Annotated in this window: 23 protein-coding genes; 12 read left to right on the forward strand and 11 right to left on the reverse strand. The window is 68.6% G+C overall.

Features of this window, described 5'->3' with window-relative positions; all coding sequences use genetic code 11:
* The first annotated feature begins 48 nt into the window (after nt 1-48).
* Nucleotides 49-1,011, forward strand: coding sequence for a TRM11 family SAM-dependent methyltransferase (locus ABT313_RS17040; protein WP_350853911.1), 963 nt, complete (start codon nt 49-51; stop codon nt 1,009-1,011).
* Nucleotides 1,012-1,036: 25 nt separating this feature from the next.
* Entirely contained in the window at nt 1,037-2,014 is a 978-nt protein-coding gene (locus ABT313_RS17045) for an NAD(P)H-quinone oxidoreductase (RefSeq protein ID WP_350853914.1), read from the forward strand.
* A gap of 105 nt (nt 2,015-2,119) precedes the next feature.
* Here the strand turns inward: ABT313_RS17045 and ABT313_RS17050 are convergent, their stop codons facing one another.
* The gene (locus tag ABT313_RS17050) at nt 2,120-2,536 is read right to left on the reverse strand and encodes a VOC family protein (RefSeq protein WP_350853917.1); all 417 of its coding nucleotides are present in this window, start codon (nt 2,534-2,536) and stop codon (nt 2,120-2,122) included.
* Between the two features lie 72 nt (nt 2,537-2,608).
* Between ABT313_RS17050 and ABT313_RS17055 the strand changes: the two genes are divergently transcribed.
* Nucleotides 2,609-3,181 (forward strand): TetR/AcrR family transcriptional regulator, encoded by a 573-nt coding sequence (locus tag ABT313_RS17055; protein WP_350853920.1) that lies wholly within the window; start codon nt 2,609-2,611, stop codon nt 3,179-3,181.
* Here the strand turns inward: ABT313_RS17055 and ABT313_RS17060 are convergent.
* Complete coding sequence (locus ABT313_RS17060) at nt 3,165-3,326, reverse strand: hypothetical protein (protein WP_350853923.1); 162 nt, start codon at nt 3,324-3,326, stop codon at nt 3,165-3,167. The two genes, ABT313_RS17055 and ABT313_RS17060, sit on opposite strands and share 17 nt — an antisense overlap.
* A 25-nt stretch (nt 3,327-3,351) precedes the next feature.
* Between ABT313_RS17060 and ABT313_RS17065 the strand changes: the two genes are divergently transcribed.
* Together ABT313_RS17065 and ABT313_RS17070 are read left to right on the forward strand one after the other, a co-directional pair.
* Nucleotides 3,352-3,882, forward strand: coding sequence for a CGNR zinc finger domain-containing protein (locus ABT313_RS17065; protein ID WP_350853926.1), 531 nt, complete (start codon nt 3,352-3,354; stop codon nt 3,880-3,882).
* Nucleotides 3,883-3,898: 16 nt separating this feature from the next.
* Nucleotides 3,899-4,510, forward strand: coding sequence for a bacterial proteasome activator family protein (locus tag ABT313_RS17070; RefSeq protein ID WP_350853928.1), 612 nt, complete (start codon nt 3,899-3,901; stop codon nt 4,508-4,510).
* 5 nt (nt 4,511-4,515) lie between these two features.
* On the opposite strand, the gene ABT313_RS17075 is transcribed toward ABT313_RS17070, so the two are convergent.
* On the reverse strand, nt 4,516-5,361 hold the full coding sequence (locus tag ABT313_RS17075; RefSeq protein ID WP_350853931.1) for an HAD family hydrolase: 846 nt from the start codon (nt 5,359-5,361) through the stop codon (nt 4,516-4,518).
* A gap of 539 nt (nt 5,362-5,900) precedes the next feature.
* On the opposite strand from ABT313_RS17075, the gene ABT313_RS17080 reads away from it, so the two are divergent.
* A complete protein-coding gene (locus tag ABT313_RS17080) occupies nt 5,901-6,455 on the forward strand; it encodes a WhiB family transcriptional regulator (protein ID WP_350853934.1) in 555 nt (184 codons plus the stop codon).
* Nucleotides 6,456-6,589: 134 nt separating this feature from the next.
* Here the strand turns inward: ABT313_RS17080 and ABT313_RS17085 are convergent, their stop codons facing one another.
* Nucleotides 6,590-7,393: an HAD family hydrolase gene (locus tag ABT313_RS17085; protein WP_350853937.1), complete on the reverse strand. Its 804-nt coding sequence runs from the start codon at nt 7,391-7,393 to the stop codon at nt 6,590-6,592.
* Complete coding sequence (serS, locus tag ABT313_RS17090; RefSeq protein WP_350853940.1) at nt 7,390-8,664, reverse strand: serine--tRNA ligase; 1,275 nt, start codon at nt 8,662-8,664, stop codon at nt 7,390-7,392. The genes ABT313_RS17085 and serS overlap by 4 nt, the downstream gene beginning before the upstream one ends.
* Nucleotides 8,665-8,791: 127 nt before the next feature.
* Here serS and ABT313_RS17095 point away from each other — a divergent pair, with 127 nt between their 5' ends.
* Nucleotides 8,792-10,351, forward strand: a complete 1,560-nt coding sequence (locus ABT313_RS17095) for a bifunctional phosphatase PAP2/diacylglycerol kinase family protein (protein ID WP_350853943.1) — start codon at nt 8,792-8,794, stop codon at nt 10,349-10,351.
* 7 nt (nt 10,352-10,358) lie between these two features.
* On the opposite strand, the gene ABT313_RS17100 is transcribed toward ABT313_RS17095, so the two are convergent.
* The gene (locus ABT313_RS17100) at nt 10,359-10,841 is read right to left on the reverse strand and encodes a DUF4446 family protein (RefSeq protein ID WP_350853946.1); all 483 of its coding nucleotides are present in this window, start codon (nt 10,839-10,841) and stop codon (nt 10,359-10,361) included.
* Nucleotides 10,842-10,953: 112 nt separating this feature from the next.
* On the opposite strand from ABT313_RS17100, the gene larB reads away from it, so the two are divergent.
* Both larB and larC read left to right on the forward strand, forming a co-directional pair.
* Entirely contained in the window at nt 10,954-11,670 is a 717-nt protein-coding gene (gene larB, locus ABT313_RS17105) for a nickel pincer cofactor biosynthesis protein LarB (RefSeq protein ID WP_350853948.1), read from the forward strand.
* Nucleotides 11,670-12,950, forward strand: coding sequence for a nickel pincer cofactor biosynthesis protein LarC (gene larC / locus ABT313_RS17110; RefSeq protein ID WP_350853950.1), 1,281 nt, complete (start codon nt 11,670-11,672; stop codon nt 12,948-12,950). The genes larB and larC overlap by 1 nt, the downstream gene beginning before the upstream one ends.
* Here the strand turns inward: larC and ABT313_RS17115 are convergent.
* Entirely contained in the window at nt 12,947-14,491 is a 1,545-nt protein-coding gene (locus ABT313_RS17115; protein WP_350853952.1) for an MptA/MptB family glycosyltransferase, read from the reverse strand. The two genes, larC and ABT313_RS17115, sit on opposite strands and share 4 nt — an antisense overlap.
* Nucleotides 14,488-15,279 (reverse strand): glycosyltransferase family 2 protein, encoded by a 792-nt coding sequence (locus tag ABT313_RS17120; RefSeq protein WP_350853955.1) that lies wholly within the window; start codon nt 15,277-15,279, stop codon nt 14,488-14,490. The genes ABT313_RS17115 and ABT313_RS17120 overlap by 4 nt, the downstream gene beginning before the upstream one ends.
* A 197-nt stretch (nt 15,280-15,476) precedes the next feature.
* Here ABT313_RS17120 and ABT313_RS17125 point away from each other — a divergent pair, with 197 nt between their 5' ends.
* Together ABT313_RS17125 and ABT313_RS17130 are read left to right on the forward strand one after the other, a co-directional pair.
* On the forward strand, nt 15,477-16,067 hold the full coding sequence (locus ABT313_RS17125) for a dihydrofolate reductase family protein (protein ID WP_350853958.1): 591 nt from the start codon (nt 15,477-15,479) through the stop codon (nt 16,065-16,067).
* A gap of 87 nt (nt 16,068-16,154) precedes the next feature.
* On the forward strand, nt 16,155-17,372 hold the full coding sequence (locus ABT313_RS17130) for an arginine deiminase (RefSeq protein ID WP_350853961.1): 1,218 nt from the start codon (nt 16,155-16,157) through the stop codon (nt 17,370-17,372).
* A 233-nt stretch (nt 17,373-17,605) separates the two neighbouring features.
* Here the strand turns inward: ABT313_RS17130 and ABT313_RS17135 are convergent, their stop codons facing one another.
* The 3 genes from ABT313_RS17135 to ABT313_RS17145 all read right to left on the reverse strand — a co-directional run bounded on the left by ABT313_RS17135 (nt 17,606) and on the right by ABT313_RS17145 (nt 20,115).
* Nucleotides 17,606-18,574: a DUF5926 family protein gene (locus ABT313_RS17135; protein WP_350853964.1), complete on the reverse strand. Its 969-nt coding sequence runs from the start codon at nt 18,572-18,574 to the stop codon at nt 17,606-17,608.
* Nucleotides 18,575-18,633: 59 nt separating this feature from the next.
* A complete protein-coding gene (locus tag ABT313_RS17140) occupies nt 18,634-19,050 on the reverse strand; it encodes an ATP-binding protein (protein ID WP_350853967.1) in 417 nt (138 codons plus the stop codon).
* 240 nt (nt 19,051-19,290) lie between these two features.
* Nucleotides 19,291-20,115, reverse strand: a complete 825-nt coding sequence (locus tag ABT313_RS17145; RefSeq protein ID WP_350853970.1) for a glycerophosphodiester phosphodiesterase — start codon at nt 20,113-20,115, stop codon at nt 19,291-19,293.
* 39 nt (nt 20,116-20,154) lie between these two features.
* Here ABT313_RS17145 and ABT313_RS17150 point away from each other — a divergent pair, with 39 nt between their 5' ends.
* Nucleotides 20,155-21,132 (forward strand): zinc-binding alcohol dehydrogenase family protein, encoded by a 978-nt coding sequence (locus ABT313_RS17150; protein ID WP_350853973.1) that lies wholly within the window; start codon nt 20,155-20,157, stop codon nt 21,130-21,132.
* Nucleotides 21,133-21,148: the final 16 nt, after the last annotated feature.

A 21,148-nucleotide genomic window follows, 5' to 3' on the forward strand; every position in this document is an offset into this window, starting at 1 on the left:
CTCCCGGCGACAAATCGGGTTTATGCCGAGTCATCGGCCGCGCTGACGATGGCCGAACTGGCACTGTTCGGTCAGGTCGCCCTGGGCTCGGCGGTGCAGAACGTCGCCCAGACGTCGATCGGCGGCATCCCCTACATCACGTTCGAGTCCGACGGCCTGAGCGACCGGGACGCCGCCCTGCTCGCGAACATGTCGTCGATCTATGCGCTGTTCCGCGTTGAGGGAAAGCTTCTCGAGCCGGTCCACCTGCACTCGCTGGACAAACTCGACAGCGATCTGATCAGCATTCAAAAGTATCAAGGAAAGACCAACGAGCTCTTCACCAAACTCCTGCTCAACGTGACCTTGCTTTCGTCGGAATTCGCCGGGCAGATGCTGGATCGCAAATTCAGCGTGATCGACCCGCTCTGCGGCCGTGGGACCACGATGAACCAGGCGCTGATGTACGGCTTCGACGCCGCGGGTCTCGACGTGGACCGCAAGGACTTCGACGCCTACGCCACGTTCATCCAGACCTGGCTCAAGCGAAAACGTCTCAAGCACGATGCGTCCGTCGTCCGGGTTCGCCGCGAGCACGAGATGGTGGCCCGTCGGCTCCAGGTCTCGCTCGGACTGACGAAGGAGAGCTGGAAAGCGGGCGACGCGCTGAAGCTCTCGTACGTCAACGCCGACACCACCAAGGCGCTGGAATTCCATCGCCCCGGGAGTTTCGATCTGGTCGTGACGGACGCGCCGTACGGCGTGCAACACGGCAGCCGCACCGCGGAGAGCGGACTGCACCGGAGTCCGATCGATCTGCTCAAGGCAGCTGTCCCGACGTGGGCCGGGCTGCTGCGCTCGGGCGGAGCGCTGGGCATTGCGTGGAACACGAACGTCGCACGCCGCTCGGCCGCGGTAGAGATCCTGGCCGACGCCGGCCTCGAGCCGCTCGACGAGCCTCCGTACTCCGATTTCGTCCATAGGGTCGACCAGGCGATCGTGCGCGACATCCTGGTGGCTCGACGCCCTTGAATCACGACGGCGTAGGTTGTGGACCATGCGAGCTGTCGTGTGTGAGGGTGCCGGCGGAATCGAGGTCCTCCGGGTCGGCGAGATCCCGGACCCGCAACCAGCCGTCGACGAGGTCGTCATCGACGTCGTCGCGGCAGGGGTGAACCGGGCCGATCTCATGCAGCGGCAGGGCTTCTACCCGCCGCCGCCCGGCGCCCCCGGCACGATCGGACTCGAGGTGTCGGGCCGGATCTCCGCGGTCGGCGCCGAGGTCGAGGGCTGGTCCGTCGGCGACGAGTGCTGCGCGCTGCTCGCCGGCGGCGGGTACGCCGAGAAGGTCGTCGTACCGGCCCCGCAGGTGATGCCCGTCCCGGACGGGCTCGATCTGGTGAGCGCCGCCGCGCTGCCCGAGGTCGTCGCGACCGTCTGGTCGAACATCTTCATGACCGCACACCTCAAGGCCGGCGAGACCCTGCTGGTGCACGGCGGCTCGTCCGGGATCGGCTCGATGGCGATCCAGTTGGCGGTCGCGCACGGCGCACGGGTGCTGACCACCGTCGGCAGCAAGGAGAAGATGGAGTTCTGCACCCGGCTCGGTGCGGATGTCGCCATCAACTACAAGGAAGCCGAGTGGGCGTCGGTCGTCCAGGAGGCGACCAAGAACGCCGGCGCCGACGTGATCCTCGACATCATCGGAGCGAAGTACCTGACCGACAACGTGAAGTCGCTCGCGTACGACGGACGTCTGGTCGTGATCGGGATGCAGGGCGGCGCCAGGGGCGAACTCGACCTCGGCCGGCTGATGAGCCGGCGCGGCTCGATCATCGCCACCGGCCTGCGGTTCCGCTCGGTCGAGAACAAGGGCCAGATCCTCGCCGAGGTCGTCGGCCACGTCTGGCCGCTGATCGCGGAGAAGAAGGTCCGCCCGATCGTCCACTCCACCTTCCCGCTCGCCGAGGTCGCCAAGGCGCACCAGGCGCTCGAGCAGTCCAACCACCTCGGCAAGATCCTGCTGACGCCGTAGCCGGACACCCCGCACTCACCAAACCCCTCCCTCGACCCCGGCTCACGCTCAACCGGCGGCCAACCTGCCTCCTCGAGCGAGGTTAGTGAGTGCGGGCGGTCCGCGTCACACTGCAGGCAGGTTCGCCGCGGCCCACTCCGGGTCTGGCTCGACCAACTGGATGACGTCGATCCAAGTGCCTGCGGGGTCGCGGACGAAGAAGTGCCGCTGCCCGAACACCTCGGTGACCGGCTCGCTCTCGAGCTGGACACCGCCCTCCGTCAACGCGGCGGCGACCTTGTCCGCGTCGTCGACGATGAAGCCGAAGACGTTTGTGCTCTCGGTCTGCGCCGACACGGCTGCCGGCACGGTCGGGTGGCCGCGCTCGCAGATCGCGAGCTCCCAGTCCGCCGTACCCCGGCGAAGCGTGATGAACCAGCCGAGGTCGATGCCGACCTGGAGGTCCAGGTACTGCGTGTAGAAGGCGGCGACCTCCGAGGTCCGGTCGGTGACCACGGTCGCGCCGAATGCGGCGGGTTGCATACGCTCTCCTGACTACTACAGCTGTCGTTATTATGTACGACAGTTGTAGTAGAACTCTGCTAGCCTGTCAACATGCCGCGGAATCCGGAACGCCGTACCCAGCTCGCCGACGCCGGCCTGGCCGTCCTCGCGGAAGCCGGGGCCCGCGGGCTCACCCATCGGGCCGTCGACGCCGCCGCCGGACTCCCCGCCGGTACGGCGTCCAACTACTTCAAGACCCGCGACGCGTTGCTCGGCGCACTCGGCGAGCGGATCTTCGAGCGGCTCGCGCCGGACTCGGCCGTCCTCGAGCCCCTCGCCGAACGCAAGCCCGATGTCGAGCTGATGACCGATTACGTGCGCTACATCGTCGAGCGCCTGCTCGGGCGTCCCGAACTCTCGCTCGCGCTACTGGAGCTCCGCCTGGAAGCCGCCCGGCGTCCGGGCCTCAACGAGATCCTCTCCCGGACCATCCGGCAGGGCTTCGACGCGGACGTCGCATTCAACTCGAACGCGGGCCTGCCCGGCGGCGCCGAGGAGATTCGCCTGCTGCACTTCGCGATCGACGGCCTCGTCCTCGACCAGCTGACCCCGGGCACCGGACATCCGTACGACGTCGACGCCACCACGGCTCGGCTCGTACGCCGTCTTACCGCGAAGGACTGATCGCGACCTCGGGGTACGCGACGGGGTACGGCGGCGTGCTGGCAATACGCCACTGGCCGCAAGCGCATCGCTGGTACACGACCAGGCCCTCGCTGACCTGATGGGCGGAGATGGCGCTCCAGCGATGCCGATGGGTTTCTGTCATGCACCCATCGTGATGTAATGGCATTATGCATCTCAACCCTTACGGCGCGGACGCCGTCCTGCTGGCGGTCAATCTGGCCACGCGACCGGCGACCACGCCGCAGGAGCTGGCCGAGCGATGCGAGGAGAGCGGTGTCGACAACCGGCTGGTGCGCGAGCGGCGGGTCACCGCCGACGATCTGGCGGCCGTCGAGACCGCGCTCGAGGAGTGGCTGCAGGTCGTGGACGCGCAGGACGAGCAGACGCGGGTCGACCTGGTGAACGCGATGCTCGCGAAGTACACCGAGCATCCGAGGCTCACGAACCACGCCGGCGACGGCTGGCATATGCACTACCGCCCGATGAACGTCCCGGTCGGGCGACTGGTCGCGACGCTCATCAGCACAGGTACGGCGCTGCACCTGGCCGGTCGCGGGATCACCCGACTCGGTCGCTGCGCCACCGACGGCTGCGACAACGTGTACGCCGACCTGTCCCGCACCGGCCGCCAGCGCTACTGCAGCCCCACCTGCGCCAACCGCGACGCCGTACGCCGCCACCGGGCCCGCGCATCTTGACGCCTAGGATGGGCAGATGAGCGAGAGCAGCAGCGAGGGCCAGGAAGTTCCGATGGCCGGGGCGAGGACCGAGGACGGCAAGGTGCTGATCGTCGGGCCCGACGGCATGGCCGTCGAGGGGCCGCCGCGCTCCGATGACGATCACGACGAGCACGGCGACGAACCCCGTTCGGTGACCGAGCTGGTCGAGCAGCCGGCCAAGGTGATGCGGGTCGCCAACATGATCCGGCAGCTGCTCGAAGAGGTGAAGTCGGCGCCGCTCGACGAAGCCTCGCGGGCGCGGCTGCGCTCGATCCACGAAGCGTCGATCAAGGAGCTCGAGAGCGGCCTGGCGCCGGAGCTGGTCGAGGAGCTGGAGCGACTCAGCCTCGACTTCACCGACGACAGCACCCCGAGCGACGCCGAGCTGCGGATCGCGCAGGCGCAGCTGGTGGGCTGGCTCGAGGGCCTGTTCCACGGCATCCAGACCGCGCTGTTCGCGCAGCAGATGGCCGCACGTCAGCAGCTCGAGCAGATGCGCCGCGCGCTCCCCGGCGGCCAGCAGCTGCCCGAGGGTCACCCGGGCTTCCCCGGCGCACCGCAGGCCGGCAACAGCGAAGACCCGCGCAGCGGCGGGATGTATCTGTAATCGCCTTATTTCAAAGGCTGTAACAACTCCTCGAGGACGGCGGCGACGCCGTCCTCGTCGTTTGCCGGACAGACTTTGTCCACTACTGCGAGAACTTCGGGGTGTGCGTTGGCCACTCCGTACGACGTCCCCGCCCAGGCGAGCATCGGCAGATCGTTGACGGAATCACCGAATGCGATCGTCTCGGCAGCCGAGATCCCTTGCTCTGCGGCGAAATCGGCCAGCATCGCGGCCTTCGAGACCCCGCTCGCGGAAATCTCCACCAAACCGTGACCTCCGCTGTGGCTGGCGGTCACTCGTCGGCCGACCAACGGGTCGACCCGGGCGAGCAGCTCGTCAGCGGGCAGGCTCGGGTGCCGGACGAGCAGTTTTGCGGCCGGCTCCGTAAGTAGCTCCTCGACGGCGGCGATCATCGTGCCGTCGGGATTCGGGTAGAAGTTCTGGTAGACCGGTTCCTGTCCGTAGCGGTCCGGTCGCTCGATGGCGAACTGCACGTCCGGGATCGCGGCGCGGATCGCCTGTGCGACCTCCAACGCCACCGTAGGATCGATGAGCCGGGTCCGAATCGCCTTACGCTGAAGGACATCGTACAAAATAGCGCCGTTGGCAACTATCGCGATCCCGTGATCGCCGACCAGGTAGGTCAGGTCGTGCAGCCAGCGAGGTGGCCGCGCGGTGACCATCACGAAAACACTTCCGGCATGCTGTGCCGCGAGGACGGCGGAGCGCGTCCGCCCGGACACGGTGCCGTCGCTGCGGACCAGCGTTCCGTCGAGATCGGTGGCTATCAGGCGGGGGTACTGCGAAGCCGTCACGAGGCCACCGTATCCTCGACGCAGCCGGCGTCGCACTACTCCTGCCGACGCCCTGGGCGCAAGCTATTGCACGTCGGTTTCAGCCCTTTTTGACTTATCTGATTGAGCTTTTGACAACGTCATCAGACCGTTACGGCAGGATGCTGCAAAGGCAGCAAGTTCCCCTGCGCGGCACGGTTGGTGCGTGATTTCATGCGTTGGTCTGGTGGGGAACCGGCGGCTGTTCGGCCGCGTCCTAAGCGTGTTCTGGATCAGCGCGACTGATGCCGCCCCGCCTCCGGAAGCACACACAAACGTCGAAAAACTGTTGTGGAATTGGCTGCAACCAAAACCGCGGCAGTGGCGTCAACAGTTATGGATCGATGCGTCCCGCGCCCGGGACGCCATGGTGGGCCGGCAACCAAGCGCAGGTCCATCAGCAGCGGATCCGTGCGGACGAGCGGTGTTCATCGTTCGTTCACTCGGGTCTTGATACTTGGGGAGCCTTGATGACCGTCAACAGCGCCAACCTAGCGGGGCCGGGGGGCAGTAGCTCTCAAGCGGCTGTCGACACATCTTCCATCAAGGAGGGGGCAATGACCGGCTGCATCGCCCGTTCCGACATCTTTCAGCACCGCCTGATGGAAGAGCCGCCGCCCGCATCCGCCACCCGCCGTACGCGGGAGCGGTACGAACAGCTCGTCCGCGAGGCAAAGGCGTTGTGCGCGTCCTGCCCGCTGTTCACCGATTGCCTGTACAGCGCCGTCGCCGAGCACGACGTCAGCGGCTTCGTCGCCGGAACGACCGCTGTGCAACGGCGTTCGATCCGCAACCTGCTCGACGTCGAGGTACAGGCCGACGACTTCGACCAGCTCGCCGGTGCACGGGGCACGCGCCGGCCGGTGAGTCACGAAGAGGTCCTCCGGCTGCGCACGCAGTACCCGAACGACAGCTTGGAGTCCCTGGCCATGCGGCTGGGCTGCTCGCTGTCGACGGTGAAGCGTCACCTGCGCCGTGCGCGCCGCGGCCAGAGCCCGGCAGCCAAGACGCCGCGGCCGCGGCCCGAGGTCAGCGCCGTGCTCGACGCGTTCGACACCGTGGTCGACCAGCAGTGCCAGCCACGCCGGACCGGCAGCAGCCGGGTTGCTTGATCCGATACTCGGCCCGCCAGCGGACTATCGGAAACATCAGGCCCGGAACTCCTGTACACACAGGGGTTCCGGGCCTTTCGGTTGCCCAGGGCAAGGTCAAGCCTTTCGACCGTGGCCGAAAGGTCTTGCCGACACTAGAACCAGCGGTTCAGGATGGCCGCAACGCCGTCGTCCTGGACCGACTTGGTCACCTCGTCGGCGGCCGACTTCACCTCGTCAGGAGCCGAACCCATGGCGATACCGAGACCGGCGAACGTCAGCATCTCGATGTCGTTGCGTCCGTCACCTATCGCGAGCAGACCGGACGGCTCCAGGTCGTACTGCGCCAGCGCGACCTTCAGCCCGGTCGACTTGTCGACGCCCTCGGGCGCGATGTCGAGCCAGGCGGTCCAGCCGACGAAGTAGCTGACGCCGTGCAGGCCGAGGCGTTCGGCCAGGTGGACGAAGTCGCTCTCGGACTGGTCCGGGTCGCGGATGATCAACCGGGTCACCGGCAGCGGCGCGAGCTCGTCGTCGCCGACCACCCGGATCCTCGCGTCGCGGCCGAGGTCGCCGTCCGGGAACGGCGCGGTCACCAGGTAGGTGCCGTCGGACTCCTCGACCGCCATCCGCGCGTTCGGCGCGTACTTGCGCACCGACGTGATCACCGTCGACGGGTCGAAGGTGCGCTCGTCGACGACCTCGCCGTCCGGGAACCGCATCGTCCGCGCACCGTTGCTACAGACAACCAATCCGCCGGCCGGCAGGCCGAGCCGCTCGGCCACCGGTTTGGTGGTCGACCAGGCCCGGCCCGTGGCCAGGACGACGGGCACCTGGGCCGCAGTACGGCGAACCGCGTCGAGGACCGCGGGTGACAGTCCCTCGTCGTGATCTATCAGCGTGCCATCGATGTCCAGGGCAACAGCTGTCGGCCGCTGGAATTGTGGGCCGTCGCTCATTTACCGACCGGTTCGAGGACCTCGCGACCGCCCACGTACGGCTGGAGGGCTGTGGGCACCCGGACCGAGCCGTCGGCCAGCTGGTGCGTCTCCAGGATGGCGACGATCCAGCGGGTGGTGGCCAGCGTCCCGTTCAGCGTCGCGACCGGCTGCGTCTTGCCGTCGGCGTCGCGGTACCGGATGTTCAGCCGGCGCGCCTGGAAGTCGGTGCAGTTCGACGTCGACGTCAGCTCGCGGTACCGGCCCTGCGTCGGCACCCACGCCTCGCAGTCGAACTTCCGGTACGCCGAGACGCCGAGGTCACCGGTCGCGGTGTCGATCACCCGGTAGCTCAGCTCCATCTTGTCGAGCATCTCCTTCTCCCAGGCCAGCAGCCGCAGGTGCTCGGCGGCGGCGTCCTCGAGCCTGCAGTAGGAGAACATCTCGACCTTGTCGAACTGGTGGACGCGGATGATCCCGCGGGTGTCCTTCCCGTGCGAGCCGGCTTCCTTGCGGTAGCACGACGACCAGCCGGCGTACCGGATCGGGCCGTCGGACAGGTCGAGGATCTCGTCCATGTGGTACCCGGCGAGCGCGACCTCCGACGTACCGGTCAGGTACAGCTCGGGGTCCTCGAGCCGGTACACGTCGTCGTGGGCCGACAGGTAGCCGGTGCCGCCCATCACCTCGGGCTTGACCAGCGTCGGCGTGATCATCGGGGTGAAGCCGTTCTCCACCGCCTGCTGGACGGCCAGCTGGAGCATGCCGAGCTGGAGCAGCATCCCGGCGCCCTTGAGGAAGTAGAACCGCGAGCCGCTGATCTTCGCGCCGCGCTCCATGTCGATCGCGCCGAGCAGCTCGCCCAGCTCGAGGTGGTCGCGGGGCTCGAAGCCCTCGGCGGCGAAGTCACGCGGCTTGCCGACCTCCTCGACCACGACGAAGTCGTCCTCGCCGCCCACCGGGGCCTCGTCGGAGACCAGGTTCGGCAGCGCCTTCGCGAGCTCGTCGAAGCGCTGCTCGGCCTCCTTGGCGGCCGCCTCGTTGGCCTTCACGTCCGTGGCCACGGCCTTGGTCCGCTCCAGCAGCGCGGCCCGCTCGTCGCCCTTGGCCTGGGCGACCTGCTTGCCGAGCGTCTTCTGCTCGGCCCGGAGCGCCTCGAAGGCGGAGATGGACGATCGACGCTCACTGTCGGCGACCAGGATCTGGTCGACCAGGTCCGTACTCTCACCGCGCTTGGTCAGGGCCGCGCGGACGACATCGGGGTTCTCACGGAGCAGTTTCGCGTCAATCACACGACGAGGGTATCGGGGCGTGTCTGCGGGGGCGAAGTCTATTCGGGATGATGTGGTGGACGCACGTGATCACGGAGGGGGATCTGAGCGGGCGATGAACCACCACCCACCCAGTCCGGTCGGCCGTGTGCTCACGGTCGTGCTGGGTGTGCTGCCGTTTACGGTGCTCACCGTGCTGGTCTTCGAGCACTGGTCGCCGCTGGCGCGCTGGGACCAGTCGGTCGCCGCCCGGGCCGCGTCGTACGGCGCCGCCCACGAGGGCGTCGTCGACTTCTGGCAGGTGGTCGCGGCGATCGTGATCCCGTGGACGTCACGGGCTGTGATCGTGATCGTGGCGGCGTACCTCTGGCATCGCCGGGCCCGGCTGCTCACGTTCTGGCTGCTCACGTCGGCGGTCGCGGAGCTGGTGCTGGTCCAGGTTGTGAAGGCGATCTTCGAGCGCGAGCGGCCGACCCAGATGCTCGTCGACAGCGACGGCTTCTCGTACGTGTCCGGTCACGCCACGGCTGCGTTCGTGATGGCCGGCGCGCTGGGCGTCGTACTCCCGTCGGTCCGCGGCTGGCGACGGCGGTTCCGGCTGCTCGTCCTGCTGCCGGTGATCGCGGTGGTGTGGATCGCGTCCGCCGACCAGATCGCGCTGAACGTCCACTACGTGTCGGACGTGCTCGGCGGCTGGGCGCTCGGCCTCGGCATCCTGACCGCGACGTCGATCGGGTTCGGACTCCGGCCCGGGCTGCGTCGCCGACGTCGACGTACGGCGTCCGACGGCGACGGTACGGCGGCTCCGCCGCGGGCAGCCGTGATCGTGAACCCGATCAAGGTCGGCGACGGCGTCGCGTTCCGCCGGAAGGTCACGCGAGCCCTCGAGGTCCGCGGGTACGACGAACCGCTCTGGCTCGAGACCCGCGAGGACGACGCCGGCAACGCGATGGCCAAGCAGGCGATCGAGAACGAGTCCGACCTGGTCCTGGTCGCGGGCGGCGACGGCACGGTCCGCGTCGTCTGCTCGGCGCTCGCACACACCGGGATCCCGGTCGGAGTGATCCCAGCCGGCACCGGCAACCTGCTGGCCCGCAACCTGCACATCCCCCTCGACCTCGACGACGCTCTCGAACGCATCCTGGAAGGCCGCGACCGCCGGATCGACCTGGTCCGCGTCCACGGCGACGAACTCGACACCGACCACTTCGCGGTGATGGCCGGCGTCGGCCTGGACGCCGCGATCATCTCGGACGCGCCTCCACACCTGAAGAAACAGATCGGCTGGACGGCGTACCTCGTGTCGGCCGCGAAGAACATCAACCACCCGTCCGTCCGGGTCACCCTCGCTCTGGACGACTCCGAACCGATCGAACGCCGGGTGCGGACGGTGGTGGTCGGGAATGTGGGGATGCTGCAGGCCAACATCCCCCTGCTCCCCGACGCTCGGCCTGACGACGGCCTGCTGGACGTGGTCGTGATCGCCCCACGCCGTGTCACCCAGTGGCCGATCGTCCTGTGGCGCCTCATGACCCGCACCAACCGCACCGACATGTACCTAGAACGCTTCACCGGCCGAAAGGTCGAAATCCACGCAGCCGTGGATGTCCAGCGCCAGCTGGACGGCGACCCCATCGGCCCCGGCCGCTACCTGGCCTGCGAGATCGAGCCCGGCGCCCTCACCGCCCGAGTCCCCAAACGCCGTTAGCCGTCCATCAGTCGACTGTGGGGCCGGCTTCTTTGTGGAGGGTGTCGATGGCTTCTTCTTCTTCGGGGGAGAGCTTGGACTCGCTGGTGAAGGACTTGATTTCCTTGGCGTACGTGCGGGCGTCGGCGCGGCTGTTGATGGAGGTCAGGACGACGCCGTCGCCGTTGTTGTCCAGGATTGCCATCGACCACGACAGCTTGCCGCCGGTCTCGCCGAAGGCGTCGTAGCGGACGACGGCCAGGTGCTGCAGGGTCTCCTTGAGTTCGCCGCGGGTGACGGCGAGTTCCTTGCCGAGTTTGCGCAGTTCGGACTTGACCGTACCGGGTTTGGGCTCGGGTTCGGCCTGCGGTTCCGGCTCCGGGAGGGCGGCCGGCGTGGCCTTGTCCGACGTGACAGTCCGGGCCCGGAGGGCCTGGATTGCGAAGACCAGGGCAAGCACCGCCACGAACAGGGCAGCGACCCCGAAGGCACCGGCTAACGTCGAAGACACGCACGAGAGCCTAAAGCATCCGGTGTTATGCCTGAGTATTCAGGCGATCGCACAGCGTGTACAAGCCGGGACGGATGCGGAACCTCGGGCCGGGGCAACGTAGATTCGCGGCGTGACACATTTGCCTGATCAGGGGCCACAACCTGGCGTCCATGACCTCGGATATGCCCGCCTCGACACCGACCGACTGGAGCGTACCGGCGACGCAGAAGTCGTCTATGGAGCCGGTAAGACGCCGTCTCAGGTGGTGGAACTGCTGCGTACCCTGCACGCCACGCACCCCGGTCACGCCGTCCTCGCGACCCGGCTGACCGAGGAGGCGCAGGCCGCGGTGACCGCTGCGCTGCCGGAAGCCGTGGTGGATCCGGTCGGACGTACGGCGGTGCTCGGCGAGCCCGGCGTACTGCGCGGCACGGTGGCCGTGGTCGCTGCTGGTACGTCGGACGCGCCGGTGGCTGCTGAGGCGGCGACGACGGCTCGTGTGTTCGGGGCCAACGTGGAGATGATCACCGACGTCGGTGTGGCCGGCCTGCACCGGATCCTCGGCGTACGGAAACGGCTCGATGCGGCGGACTGCCTGATCGTCGTGGCCGGGATGGAGGGTGCTCTGCCCAGCGTGGTCGGCGGGCTGGTCGGCGTACCGCTGGTGGCTGTGCCGACGTCCGTCGGGTACGGCGCTTCGTTCGGCGGGCTGGCTGCGTTGCTCGGGATGCTGAATTCGTGTGCGCCCGGGGTGTCGGTCGTGAACATCGACAACGGGTTCGGGGCCGGGGTGTTCGCGGCTCGGGTGGCTCGGCAGTCCGCTCCGCGCGAGACGAAGGAAGCCTGATGCGCGTCGCTTGGCTCGATTGCTCGGCCGGTGCGTCCGGCGACATGCTCCTTGGCGCGTTCATCGCGGCCGGGGCGGACCTGAACGCGGTGAACGCGGCCGTCGCCGCGGTCGACCCGTCGTTGTCCGTCACCGTCAGCCAGACCGCCCGCCACCAGATCGCCGCCACCAAGGCGACCGTCAAGGTCAACGGGGAGCCTCACCCGGAAAACATTCCAGACACTGCGGATGGGCATGGACACGGGCACGGGCACGGCGAGGGTGCCGGGCACGGGCATGGGCATGGGGCGGATCACACGCATTCCGGGCCTACGCGGGCTTGGGCGGATGTCCGGAGGTTGCTGGAGGAGGCGGAGCTGAGCGACCCGGTGCGGGCGCGGGCTCTCGACACCTTTGCTCGGCTTGCTCGGGCCGAGGCTGCGGCGCACGGCGTCGAGCCGGACACCGTGCACTTCCACGAGGTCGGCGCGCTGGATGCGATCGCGGACATCGTCGGCGTGGCCGCGGCATCCGTCTCGCTGGATCTCGACCGGATCGTGGTGTCGACGGTCGTGCTCGGCGCCGGGAAGCAGGTTCGCGGGCAGCACGGCGGCATCCCGATCCCCGGTCCCGCGGTCCTCGCGATCCTGTCCGAGGCCCAGGCACCCGTCATCGGCGGCACAGTGCCGTACGAGATGACCACGCCGACCGGCGCCGCGTTGCTGGCCAGTCTGGCGGACGAGTACGGGACCCTCCCGCCGATGCGGATCCAGCAGACCGGTGTCGGGGCCGGCGGACGTGACCCGGTCGAGGTGCCGAACATCCTGCGCGTCGTGCTCGGCGAATCGACCGAGAGTTCCGCCACCGAGCTCGTCTACGAAACCAACGTCGACGACCTCGACCCGCGGATCTGGCCACAGGTTCTCGCCCGGCTGATGGAAGCGGGCGCCGCCGACGCGTGGCTGACCCCGATCCTGATGAAGAAGGGCCGCCCGGCGCACACGCTCTCGGTCCTCGTCGGCAGCGCGAAGGCCGAGATGGTCCGGGCCGTGATCCTGTCCGAGACCTCCGCGATCGGCCTGCGCGAGTTCGGCATCCGCAAGCACGCCGCGGACCGCGAGTTCACCACGGTCGACGTCGAGGGCCAGCGCATCCACGTCAAGATCGCGCGGTACGGCGGTCAGGTGGTCAACGTCCAGCCGGAGTACGACGACGTGGCCGCCGCCGCGAACGCCCTGAAGAAGCCGGTGAAGACCATCCTCGCCAAGGCCGTCGCCGCCGGCCACGACCTCTGGAACTAGACCGCTTCGGCCTTCTCAGGGACAGCCTTCTGTTTACGGCGCGGCCAGTCGTACGGCCACCACTGCGCACCACTGCGCCGCGCCCAGACGATCAACCCGATCAGGACCGCCAGCTCGATCGCCGGGCAGAGGGTGTCCCGCAGCCGGGCGCTGAAGAACTCGAGCGAGTCCGACAGGCTCGCGGCGACCTGCCGCGCGTTCGGGTCGCGGCCCGGTACATACGCGATCGCGAGCATCGTCGTACGGACCACCATCAGCCCGTCCACCTTCGAAGCGGCGACCGCGGCCAGCGCGACCCAGGCGATCACGTCGTACCAGGGCAGGGAGTACATCGCGGTGAGGACCCAGGCGATCGCGTAGATCGCGGTGTAGCGGATGGCGGCCGGCGTCGGGTCGTCGGGATGCGTCTGTGGGACCAGCGACTTCGGGAACACCTGCGTCAGCAGGATCGCGACCATGATCAGGCCGACCCACGCGAGGATGGCCAGCACAGTGCGCACCAGTCCGTTCGGCAGGAACAGCGTGAAGAAGCTCAGCAGCACCTTGTGCGGCGTGCCGGTCGAGATGAACGACGTCTGCGACCGAGCTTGCTGGAACGCCTGCAGCCCGACGATTGCGTACAGGCCGCCCATCGCGATCGCACCGCCGCCACAGAACCAGATGCACTTACGGCGGTCGGCCCGCAGCGCCCACAGCATCGCCACCCCGACCAGACCGATCGACAGCTTCGTACAGCCCGCGACGCCGAGCATGATGCCGGCGAGGAACACGTGCCGCCGGAACAGCACGAGCGCGATCACCGCGAACATCACCGCGATCGCATCGTTGTGAGCGCCGGCGAGGACCGACCAGAGGATCAACGGGTTCGCGAGGCCGAGCATGATCACCCGCCGCCGGGCCGGCAGATCCTTGCCGACCAGCTTGACCAGCAGCAGGCCGGTGACGACCAGGCTGATCGCGACCGACAGCTGCAGCATCCACACCGTCAGCTGGGCGGAGTCACCGCCGATCAGCGACGACAGCCACTGGATCCAGGTCGCGATCGGGCCGTACACACTGCGCGCGCCCTGCCACGGCCGCTCGGTCGCGGCGATGACCGGGTCGTACCCGAGGCGGATCGTGTCCGCCGGCGAGGCCGTGTACGGGTCGCCGCCGAGCGCCATGATCCGCCCGTACGCCGCGTAGATCAGCACGTCGCCGGAAGCCATCGGCGGCACCAGCGTGATGGCCGCCGTCGTACCGATGCCTAGGGCAATCAATCGGTCGACGCGCGGCGCCCAGCCGTGCCGAAGCGCCTTGGTGGCAAGGAAAACACCGTATCCGCCGAGCGCGATCGCGACGTAGATCATCACCGACACGAGCCAGTCGTTGGCGTGCGCGTCGAACCAGTACGACGGGAGCCACGGGTGCCGGCCGGTCAGCGTGAGCACGACCACGGACGGTCCGAGCAGGCCGACCGCGACGATCAGCACCGTGGAGATCAGGTAGAGAGCGACGGCCCGGCGACCGTACTTCCGGCCGAGCTCGAGATCAGTGCTCATTGCGCGGACTTCCGCGGGAAGAGACTGCGCAGCGACGGGCCACCACCGTCCGCGGGGAGCGCACTGCGTGCGGCGAGCGCGCGCCGGACGTGCAGGTACTGCTTCGCGCGGTGGAGCTGACCGCGCAGATCAGTCCCGGTCGCCCGGTGCCGGACATCGATCGGCACTTCGAGAATGCGGAAACCCTTCCGGCCGAGGTCGATCGTCAGCGCGGTCTCGACCCCGAACCCGGCAGCCAGCGGTACGGCGGAGTCGAACGCGGCCCGCGTCAGACAGCGCTGCCCGGACAACGGCTGCTCCGGCGCCCAGCCGATCGCCTCGTCGATCCCCGCGCGCGACAGCCGTACGACGAAGCCGTGGCCACCGGCCTTGGACCCGTCGGCCCGGACCTGCGCGGGCAACGTCCCGATGGTCATGTCCGCCCGACCGGTCTGCACCGGCTCGATCAGCGGACTCGCGCCCGAAGCGGTGTCGGTCAGGTCGGCGTCGAGGAACAGCAGGTGGCGCGCGCGGGCGCCGTCGCGCTCGGCGACCGCGGCCGCGCCGGTCTCCATCGCGGCCGCCTTGCCCCGGTTGCGCTCGTGCCTGACCACGACGGCGCCGGCGCGCTCGGCGGCCTCCGCCGTACCGTCCGTGGAGCCGTCGTCGACGACCACGACCAGGTCCACCCCGATGATCTTGTGCACCGCGTCGACGGTCGCCGCGATCCGGTCGGCCTCGTCCTTCGCCGGGATCACACAGGCGACGGCACGCTCGAACGGCTCGGGGGACAAATCTTGACCGGACACAGCACCGCAGCCTAGTTGCTCCGCAGCCGATCGACCTCGTCAGCGTCGTTCGGCTGTGGATATTCGTCCTTTCGTACGACAGGCCGATCAGCCGGTCGGCTGCCGATATCAGCCAGGTGGCAGATGTTCCGCGGACGCCGCGGCGGCAGGATTTCTGGTGTCAGGCACACCGAGCCGCAACCGGAAGAGGTACCGAAATGACCCGCACAGTGACCGCCAACATCTCGCTCTCGCTCGACGGACGGGTGAACGGCGCAGGCGGCGACTACGACATGAGCTGGATCGTCCCGCACGCGATCACCGAGGGTGCCCGCGACCACATGCTCCGGGTCACTGAGCCGGCCACCACGGCGCTGCTCGGCCGCAAGAACTACGAGGGCTTCGGCGGCTTCTGGCCGGCGGTCGCCGACGACGAGAACGCGGCGCCCCAGGACCGGGCCTTCTCACGCTGGCTGAACGAGACCGAGAAGGTCGTCTTCTCGACGACGCTGACCGAGGCACCGTGGCAGAACTCCCGGATCGCGGACGCCGAGCCGGCCGACGTGGTGAAGCAGCTGCGCAGTCAGGAAGGCGGCGACATCATCGTCCTGGCCAGCTCCAGTGTGATCCGGGCCTTGCTGGCCGCCGACGAGGTGGACCGGCTGAGCATCACCCTCGATCCGGAGCTGGTCGGCGGCGGCGCGCGGCTCTTCGAGGACGGCCTGCCCGCCACCTCCTGGAAGCTGACGGCCTCCACCCCCACCGAGTCCGGCGCCGTCTGCCTCCTTTACGACCGCGTTCGCTCCTGACCAATTAAGAGGATATTGTCGGACAATCAGACAGATCAGGCGGCCTGTCGTAGCGTGGTAGGCCACAACGGAGTGAAGGGGCGGGCGATGACTGAGGCGCAGCAGGACAGCGGCAAGGCGTACGGCGTCGACAGCGAGGTCGGTGCGCTCCGGACCGTGATGCTCCACCGCCCCGGGAACGAGCTCCGAAGGCTCACCCCGCGGAACAACGACAAGCTGCTGTTCGACGGCATCCCGTGGGTCGGCCGGGCCCAGGACGAGCACGATGCGTTCGCCCAGGCGCTGCGGGACCGCGACGTCGAGGTGCTGTACCTCGGCGAGCTGCTGACCGAGTCCCTCGCCGATCCCGCGGCCCGGGCGCAGGCGGTCGTGGGCGCGACCGAGGACCTGCGGCTCGGCGACACCCTGCGCGACTACCTGCGAGCCTCCCTCGGCGAGCTCGATCCGGCCGGGCTGGCCGAAGCGCTGATGGCCGGCGTCCGCAACGACGAGGTCCGGGTGGGCGGGCTCGTGACGTCGCTGCTCGCACACGAGGACTTCCTGATCGACCCGCTGCCGAACCTGCTCTTCACCCGCGACTCGAGCGTCTGGATCCGTGACTCGGTAGCAGTCACCTCGCTGGCGATGCCGGCCCGGATGCGCGAGACGCAGCTGACCGAGCTGATCTACACGTTCCACCCGCGGTTCGCCGGCGTCGACAAGGTGTACGACCACCAGTTGGAGCATGTCGAGGGCGGTGACGTGCTCGCGCTCGGTCCCGGCGTGCTCGCGGTCGGGGTCGGGGAGCGGACCACGCCGGCCGGGGTGGAACGGCTGGCGCGACGGGTGTTCGCGAAGGACCTGGCACACACGGTTCTCGCCGTACCGATCGCTCAGCAGCGCGCCACGATGCACCTGGACACCGTGTGCACGATGGTCGACAAGGACGCCGTGCTGATGTACCCGAACATGGCGGAGGAGATGCGGGCGCTGGCGGTCACCACCGACGGCGACCAGCTGCACATCGCGGAGCCCGAGCCGTTCCTGGTCGCGGCCGCGAAGGCGCTGGGCATCGACACGCTCCGGCGGATCGACACCGGCCTCGACCCGGTGACCGCCGAGCGCGAGCAGTGGGACGACGGGAACAACACGCTCGCCCTCGCACCCCGGGTCTGCATCGCGTACGAGCGGACCGTCGAGACCAACGCGCGCCTCGAGGAATCCGGTATCGAGCTGATCCGGATCTCCGGCTCGGAACTCGGCTCCGGCCGCGGCGGACCCCGGTGCATGTCGTGCCCCGTACTGCGGGCGCCGGCGACCGCCTGAGCGGTCGCTCCGGCCGTCACGTGAGCCCTACGACACGCGGAGTGAGATCGGGGCTTGTGGCGGACGACCTTCGTGAGTACTCTTCCTGTCTAGGCCCAGGCCCTGTTGCTCCCCCGTCAGCAGGACTTGGGCCGTCCACGTTTCTGGGCTTGGTTTAACGATCACGGCCTAGACCACTCTGAGTAAACGAAACGCCCGGCTGGAGCTCCAGCCGGGCGTTCGTCGTACCTGGGTCAGCGAATGGTGAGCTGACGGCTGGCGAGGCCGGCTCGGGCAGCCCGCTCCTCGGTGGTCAGCGGCGCCTCGGTGGCCAGCGCCTTCTCGAGCGCGGTAGCGAAGTCGGCCGCCGGCTTCTCGACATCCGCGGCCTCGGTGCCGGCCGGGAGCTCCCAGACGGGCGCGAGCACTCCGAGGGCACGGAACGAGCCGATCAACCGGCTGCCATCGATCAGCGCGGACGATCCCGCCGCGTGCAGCCGGGCCAGCGCGTCGAGCAGGGTGTCCTCGGTGTGCGGCATGACCCAGCGCAGGTAGATGCGGTCGCCGATCTGCGTCCAGTACGCCGCGTCGACCGACTCCAGCCGCACCGTCGGAGCTGCCGCCGCGTTCGCGCGCTCCAGGCCGGCGGCGACCTCACCGGTCGGGTCCTCGACGTTCTCGCCGACCCAGTAGTCGAAGCCCTCGTGCACCTTGACCTCGAGCGGCTTCGACGTGTCGATCAGGTCCTGCAGCCGCGGGCCGTCCTTCATCAGGTCGCCGAGCTGGATCGGGTTGCCCGGCTCGGTGTGCAGCGCCGCGGTGATGGCGTGGCCGAGGTCGCGGCTCGGGTCGCCCGACGACGCGTGCGTCTGCAGGCCGATCCAGATCGTCTCGTCGTCGCGGACCAGGCCCGGCATCGCCATCGGGAGCAGCGTGACGAGGTTGATCGTCTTCCCTGCGTTGTCGCCGGTCAGCTCGACCTCGACGGTGCCGGACGGGACGATCTCGCGGAACGCGATCAGGTCACACTCGGCCGGCAGGCCCTCGAACGGCCGCACCACGAACGCGTCCGCAGCCTGGGCCAGGTCCTTGCCGTGGCACTGCTTGAACCGCTTGCCCGAACCGCACGGGCAAGGCTCGCGCGGACCGACGTCCACCAGGTCGGCCGGATCCAGAGTGACAGTCGTCGTGTTCTTCGCGCGCTGCCGCGACTTCTTTCCCATAACCCCGCAGTCTTGCAGCCAACAGCGCCCCAGAGCCAACCAGCTCTCGGCGAACAGAACTAGCCGGGGACGATGGCGTGCACCGTGCGGTGGTGGGCGGCGGTGCGGACGTCCCAGCCGGACGTCAGCATGTCGACGATCGCCAGTCCGCGGCCGCCGACCGATTCCGGATGAGTGTCGTTGATCCGCTGCGGTTCGGTCTCTCCCCGACCGTCGGTGACCTCGACGTGGATCCCGGCCCGGTCGATCCACCAGGCCGCGCGGACCTCACCGGCCGGCAGCGGCGGCGCGTACCGGATCGCGTTCGACAGCAGCTCGGAGAGCACCAACTGCGCGTCGTCACATGCGGAATCGGTGACCCGGTAGCGCTTCAGGTAGGCGGCCAGACGGCGACGGGCGTCCGCTACCGCGGACACTTCATGCGGCAGTACGACGTCCACGACGCTAACGTCGGCGGGCAGGGTCGCAGAGGACAAGCAGGGTCTCCTCGATGATCGGTTCAGCCACAGTGACATCTGCCCACGATCCGGCCCTGGAAAACACTTGCAGGTATTCCGTTACATAGGGCGTCGGAGATCACGCCTAAACCCCAAGAAACCGTAACGAAATCGACGGAATTGAACGTTGCAATAACCGCCCGCATTCGCCTCACTACGTATCCAGACCACGTGACACATGCCACACGAAATCGTTCGCAAGTGTCACAAACCAAGAGCCTAGGTCCGACGTCCTACTTCTTCCGTCGGTTCCGCGAGGACCCTCAGGGCGACGTCCGGGCGGTCGCTGATCACTACGTCGACGCCGATCTCGCGGCAGCGGCGCAGGTCCTCCTCGGCGTTCACCGTCCAGACGTGGACCTGGTGCCCGTGCTTCTGCGCGCGATCGACGTACTCCGGGTGGGCGGTGACGATCTCCAGGCTCGGGCCCGCGTACGAGACGCCGGTCGGCAGCGAGCCGTCGCGGAAGCGGAGCGGGATGCGGTCCATCAGCAGGACCGTGCGCAGGCTGGGCGCCGCCGTACGCATCCGGCGCAGGGAGAGCCACGAGAAGCTCATCACCCGGACCGGCGACTCCGAGCCGAGTTTCGGGCGGGCCCAGCCGTAGCGGTCCAGCGCCTCGATCAGGCGGCGTTCGACGAGTCCGGCGTACCGGGTCGGGTGCTTGGTCTCGATCGCCAGCTCGACCGGCCGGCCGGCGTCCCGGACGGTCGCGAGCAGCGTGTCCAGGGTGAGCACCTTGCGTACGTCGAGACCGGGCAGCTCCGCCTCCTCGTCGAGGTCGGCCCACGGGCGCTTCCACGAGCCCCAGTCGTACGACTCGAGCTCTTCGAGGCTCATCGTGGACAGCACGCCGCGCCCGTTCGAGGTGCGCTCGATCCGGCGGTCGTGGACGCAGACGAGATGCCCGTCGGCGGTCAGCCGGACGTCGCACTCGAGCCCGTCCGCGCCGACCTCGATCGCGCGCTGGTACGCCGCGAGGGTGTGTTCCGGATTGACTTCACTGGCGCCGCGATGAGCCACGACGCGCGGGAGCTTCCGCATGAAGGAAACTCTTTCACACCGTGCGTCAGGATTGGCGGCATGGACATGCGGGCGGTTGTGCTGGACGGGCCGGTCGAGCCGGAGGAGATGCGGGTACGGCGGGTGGCCGTGCCCGAGCCGCGGGACGGGTGGGTGCGGATCAAGGTGGAGGCGTTCGGGCTGAACCGGTCCGAGTACCACCTCCGCGCGGGTTTCGCGACGAACGCGCGCTTCCCGGTCATCCCCGGGATCGAGGCGGCCGGGACGGTCGACGCGGCGCCGGGCGGCGAGTTCTCGCCGGGGCAGCAGGTGGTCGCGATGATGGGCGGGATGGGCCGCGAGTACGACGGCGGGTACGCGGAGTACACCGTCGTACCGGCGTCGTCGGTGATCCCGGTGACCACCGGTCTCGACTGGGCGACGCTCGGGGCACTGCCGGAGATGCTGCAGACCGCCCACGGGTCGCTCTACACGGGCCTCGCGATCGAGCCGGGCCAGTCGTTGCTGGTTCGCGGCGGTACGTCGTCCGTGGGCGTCGCGGCCGCCGTACTGGCGAAGGAACACGGGCTGACCGTCTTCTCCACAACGCGGAATCCCGCCCGGCTGGATGTTCTTCGCGAACTCGGCGTCGATCATCCGATCGTTGACGACGGCAACGTTGCGGAAAAGGTGCGGGAGATTCTCCCGGACGGTGTTCACGCAGCGCTCGAACTCGTCGGCACCAATGTCCTGCCGGACACACTGAAAGCAACCGCGATCCACGGCACGGTGTGTTTTACCGGAATGCTCAGCGACAACTGGACGATCCCGGACTTCTACCCGATGGACTACATCCCGAACGGCGTCCGGCTCACGGCGTACGGCGGTGAGAGCTCGGACCTGCCGACGGCCGCCTTCCAGCAGTACGTCGACCTCGTCGCCGCCGGCAAGCTCCCGATCCGGATCGACCGCGTCTTCACCATGGACGAGATCGGCGAAGCCCACCGGCTCATGCAGGACGGCGGCGCCGTCGGGAAGCTCGTGGTGCGGGTGGACTGAGGGTGGCGCTGGTGCT

This window comes from Kribbella sp. NPDC000426, from assembly GCF_040300265.1.
GTDB lineage: Bacteria > Actinomycetota > Actinomycetes > Propionibacteriales > Kribbellaceae > Kribbella.

Coding starts and splice junctions, on each gene's coding strand:
- ABT313_RS17040 (WP_350853911.1), top strand. CDS start 49: ATGGCCGAACTGGCACTGTTCGGTCAGGTCGCCCTGGGCTCGGCGGTG.
- ABT313_RS17045 (WP_350853914.1), top strand. CDS start 1,037: ATGCGAGCTGTCGTGTGTGAGGGTGCCGGCGGAATCGAGGTCCTCCGG.
- ABT313_RS17050 (WP_350853917.1), bottom strand. CDS start 2,536: ATGCAACCCGCCGCATTCGGCGCGACCGTGGTCACCGACCGGACCTCG.
- ABT313_RS17055 (WP_350853920.1), top strand. CDS start 2,609: ATGCCGCGGAATCCGGAACGCCGTACCCAGCTCGCCGACGCCGGCCTG.
- ABT313_RS17060 (WP_350853923.1), bottom strand. CDS start 3,326: ATGACAGAAACCCATCGGCATCGCTGGAGCGCCATCTCCGCCCATCAG.
- ABT313_RS17065 (WP_350853926.1), top strand. CDS start 3,352: ATGCATCTCAACCCTTACGGCGCGGACGCCGTCCTGCTGGCGGTCAAT.
- ABT313_RS17070 (WP_350853928.1), top strand. CDS start 3,899: ATGAGCGAGAGCAGCAGCGAGGGCCAGGAAGTTCCGATGGCCGGGGCG.
- ABT313_RS17080 (WP_350853934.1), top strand. CDS start 5,901: ATGACCGGCTGCATCGCCCGTTCCGACATCTTTCAGCACCGCCTGATG.
- ABT313_RS17085 (WP_350853937.1), bottom strand. CDS start 7,393: ATGAGCGACGGCCCACAATTCCAGCGGCCGACAGCTGTTGCCCTGGAC.
- larC (WP_350853950.1), top strand. CDS start 11,670: ATGCGCGTCGCTTGGCTCGATTGCTCGGCCGGTGCGTCCGGCGACATG.
- ABT313_RS17115 (WP_350853952.1), bottom strand. CDS start 14,491: ATGAGCACTGATCTCGAGCTCGGCCGGAAGTACGGTCGCCGGGCCGTC.
- ABT313_RS17125 (WP_350853958.1), top strand. CDS start 15,477: ATGACCCGCACAGTGACCGCCAACATCTCGCTCTCGCTCGACGGACGG.
- ABT313_RS17130 (WP_350853961.1), top strand. CDS start 16,155: ATGACTGAGGCGCAGCAGGACAGCGGCAAGGCGTACGGCGTCGACAGC.
- ABT313_RS17135 (WP_350853964.1), bottom strand. CDS start 18,574: ATGGGAAAGAAGTCGCGGCAGCGCGCGAAGAACACGACGACTGTCACT.
- ABT313_RS17145 (WP_350853970.1), bottom strand. CDS start 20,115: ATGCGGAAGCTCCCGCGCGTCGTGGCTCATCGCGGCGCCAGTGAAGTC.
- ABT313_RS17150 (WP_350853973.1), top strand. CDS start 20,155: ATGGACATGCGGGCGGTTGTGCTGGACGGGCCGGTCGAGCCGGAGGAG.